This is a genomic window from Leifsonia sp. KNZ12-8B, assembly GCF_056755495.1.
In genome coordinates this window covers 1-3,510 of sequence record NZ_JBPGXM010000217.1, presented here as the reverse complement: position 1 = coordinate 3,510, position 3,510 = coordinate 1, and the positions used below count along the sequence as shown (strand labels likewise).

At 72.6% G+C, this 3,510-nt stretch carries 3 protein-coding genes; 2 read left to right on the top strand and 1 reads right to left on the bottom strand.

Annotated features, from left to right (window positions below; all coding sequences use genetic code 11):
* Positions 1-1,098 (top strand): thiamine pyrophosphate-binding protein (locus ACR9ZG_RS18495; protein ID WP_481286310.1); only part of this gene is annotated, 1,098 nt, incomplete at its 5' end.
* A gap of 99 nt (positions 1,099-1,197) precedes the next feature.
* Here ACR9ZG_RS18495 and ACR9ZG_RS18490 read toward each other — a convergent pair.
* Entirely contained in the window at positions 1,198-2,598 is a 1,401-nt protein-coding gene (locus ACR9ZG_RS18490; RefSeq protein WP_481286309.1) for an MFS transporter, read from the bottom strand.
* 152 nt (positions 2,599-2,750) lie between these two features.
* On the opposite strand from ACR9ZG_RS18490, the gene ACR9ZG_RS18485 reads away from it, so the two are divergent.
* Complete coding sequence (locus ACR9ZG_RS18485; protein ID WP_481286308.1) at positions 2,751-3,416, top strand: GntR family transcriptional regulator; 666 nt, start codon at positions 2,751-2,753, stop codon at positions 3,414-3,416.
* Positions 3,417-3,510 lie beyond the last annotated feature (94 nt).

The following is a 3,510-nucleotide window of genomic DNA, read 5'->3' as shown; positions in this document are numbered from 1 at the left end:
GGCGCGGTGCGCGACGCGGCCCGTGCGCTGGCGGAGGCCGAGCGCCCGTTCCTGCTCGCGGGCCGCGGCGCGTATCTGGCCGGAGCCCGCGCCGCCCTCGGCGAGCTGGCCGATGCGACGGGCGCTGTCACCGCGTCGACCGCGCTGGGCCGCGGCGTCTTCCCCGACGGCCGCTACGACCTCGGCGTCACCGGCGGCTTCGGCGCGGAGGGGGCGATGGAGCTGATCCGGGAGGCCGACGTCGCCGTCGTGTTCGGCGCCTCCCTCAACCACTTCACCATGCGCTTCGGCGAGCTGTTCGCGCCGGGCACCCGGGTCATCCAGGTGGATGTCGCGCCCGCCGCCACCCACCCGCATGTCGGCTCGTACGTGCGCGGCGACGCCCGCGAGGTCGCGACCGCGCTGGTCGCCGAGCTCGCGTCGCAGGACGCGCGTCCCTCCGGCTGGCGCGAGCGCATCGACCCGGACGCCCTCCGCGCCCGGCCGGAGGGCGACGGGCTGGCGCAGGACGGCCGGCTCGACCCACGCTCGGCCGCCGCGCGCCTCGCCGAGCTGCTGCCCGAGGACCGCGTCGTGGTCTCGGACGGCGGCCACTTCATCGGCTGGGCCAACATGTACTGGCCCGTCGCCTCCCCCGACCGGATGATCATGGTCGGCACCGCCTACCAGTCCATCGGCCTCGGCTTCCCGAGCGTCGCGGGCGCTGCGCTCGCGCATCCCGACGCCACGGTGGTGCTGACGACGGGCGACGGCGGTGGCCTGATGGCGCTGGCCGACCTGGAGTCCGCGGTGCGCGTCGCGGGCGGCCGCGGTCTCGCCGTGGTGTGGAACGACGCCGCGTACGGCGCCGAGGTCAACCTCTACGGCCTGAAGGGGCTGGCGGAGGCGCCGATGCGCATCCCCGAGGTCGACTTCGCCGGGCTCGCCCGTGCCGTCGGCGCCACGGCCGTCACGGTCCGCACCCTCGACGACCTCGCCGTCGTGGCCGAGTGGAGCGCGACCCCGGCGGCCGAGCGCCCCTTCCTGCTGCTCGACCTCCGCGTCTCCGGCGCCGTGATCGCCCCCTACCAGCACGAGATCATCCGCGCGAACTCCTGACCGCCGAACCGCCGAGTACGCGGATTCTCTGCGTACTCGGCGGTTTCGGGGCGAATTCGCGCGTACTCGGCGGCTGCCCCAGGCGGCGGGGTCGGGCGGCTAGGCGCGCGAGGCGCCGTAGATCGGCGAGCGCTCCTGCTCGGCCTCGTTGTCCGGGCCCAGCGGGATGCGCGAGCGGTCGCGCAGCAGCAGGGTCGCGATGAGACCGACCACGGTCATCCCGGCCAGGTACCACGTCACCGACCACGTCGATCCGGTCGCCTGGACGAGCGCGGTCGCGATGGTCGGGGCGAAGGCGCCGCCGAGGATGGCACCGATGGCGTACGAGATGGAGACGCCCGAGAAGCGGATGGAGGCCGGGAAGAGCTCCGCGTAGTACGCCGCCTGCGGCCCGTAGGTGAAGCCGAGGCCGATGGTCAGCAGCGCGACGCCGAGGAACAGCGTCCACACGCTCCCCGCGTTCACGAGCGGGAACAGCGCGAACACACCGATCAGCTGGAGGACCCAGCCCGCGATGTAGGTCGTGCGACGGCCGATGCGGTCGCTCAGCCAGCCCGCGAACCACGTCGACACCAGCCACGTCACCGCCGAACCGGCGACCGCCCACAGCACCGGTCCGCGCTCCAGGCCGAGCGGGCCGTCCGGGTTCGTCGAGTAGTTCTGGATGTACCCACCGGTGGTCATGTAGCCGACCGCGTTGTTGCCGGCGAAGATGAGCGCCGCGATGACCACGAGGAGCGCGTGCTTGCGGAACAGCTTCACGATCGGGGTGCGCGTCTGCTCCCGCCGGGCGGCGATCTCGCGGAAGACCGGGCTCTCGTCCACCTTGCGGCGGACGTAGTAGCCGATCAGGATCAGCACGATCGACAGCAGGAACGGCACGCGCCAGCCCCACACCAGGAACGCGTCGCCCGGCGCGATGAGCGCCATCAGCGCCATCGTTCCCGAGGCGAGCAGCAGCCCGAGCGGCACGCCGATCTGCGGCGCCACCCCGAACAGGCCGCGCCGCGCGGTGGGCGCGTGCTCGACGGCCATCAGCACCGCGCCTCCCCACTCGCCGCCGGCCGAGATGCCCTGCAGGATGCGCAGCAGCACGAGCAGGATGGGCGCCGCGATGCCGATGGCCTCGTACGTGGGCAGGAGGCCGACCAGCGCGGTCGCCGCACCCATCAGGATGAGGGTGAGCATGAGCACGAGCCGGCGGCCGTGCTTGTCGCCGAGGTGACCGGCGATGAAGGCGCCCAGCGGCCGGAACAGGAAGCTGATGCCGACCGTCAGGAACGACAGGATGGTGGCGAACTGCGGCCCCGCCGGCTCGAAGAAGAGCTGGCCGAAGACCAGCCCGGCCGCGGAGGCGTAGATGAAGAAGTCGTACCACTCGACGGTGGTGCCGACCACGGTGGCGAAGACCACGCGGCGACGGTCGGTCGCCGCGGCGAAGCTCCCGGTCGGCGTGAAGTGCGCGTCGGCGGTGCCTGCGCTGGACTGCGGGCTGCTCATGTGAGGATCTCCTTCGATCTGACATCGTCGTCGGTGGGGCCGGAGCCCCGAGCATGGCGAGAAGTATATGATACGATTTCGAATACGTCGAGGCCGTCTGTTCGGGTTGTGCACATGCTCCCCCGGGTCTGCGGCCGATAGGATCACGATCGATGGCGACCGACGAACCCACGCAGAGCAAATCGCGCGCCGCCTACGACTGGATCAGGGCGCGCATCTCCCGCCGCGACTTCACCCCCGGCTACCGCCTGGTGCTCGGCACGATCGCCGCCGAGCTCGACATGAGCGTCGTGCCCGTGCGCGAGGCGCTGCGGCAGCTGGAGGCGGAGGGCCTGGTCACCTTCGAGCGGAACGTCGGCGCCCGCGTCGCGATGGTCGACGAGTCGCAGTACCGCTTCAGCATGCAGACGCTCGCCCTGCTCGAGGGCGCCGCGACCGCGCAGGCCGCACCCTCCCTCACCGTCGCCGACCTCCGCCGCGCCCACGCGATCAACGAGCGCATGACGGAGACGCTCGGCCACTTCGCGCCCGACGTGTTCACCGCTCTCAATCACGAGTTCCACGAGACGCTCTACGCGCCCTGCCCCAACCGGCGGCTGCTGGAGCTGGTGGAGGCCGAGTGGGCACGCCTGGGCAACCTCCGCAGCTCGACCTTCGCCTTCGTGCCAGGCCGGGCCCAGGAGTCCGTGCACGAGCACGCCGAGATCCTCGGCCTGATCGAGCGCGGCGCTCCCGCCGACGACGTCGAGGCCGCCGCCCGCCGGCACCGCACCGCGACGCTCGACGCCTACCTCGAGCACGAGCACGCCGCCTCCTGAGCCCTCCGCCGCGACGCTCCGCTCCCGCTCAGGCTTCGCGGCTACCGTGCCGGGCATGACGACCGCGCTCCCGCTGCCGCCCGCCCTCCTCCCC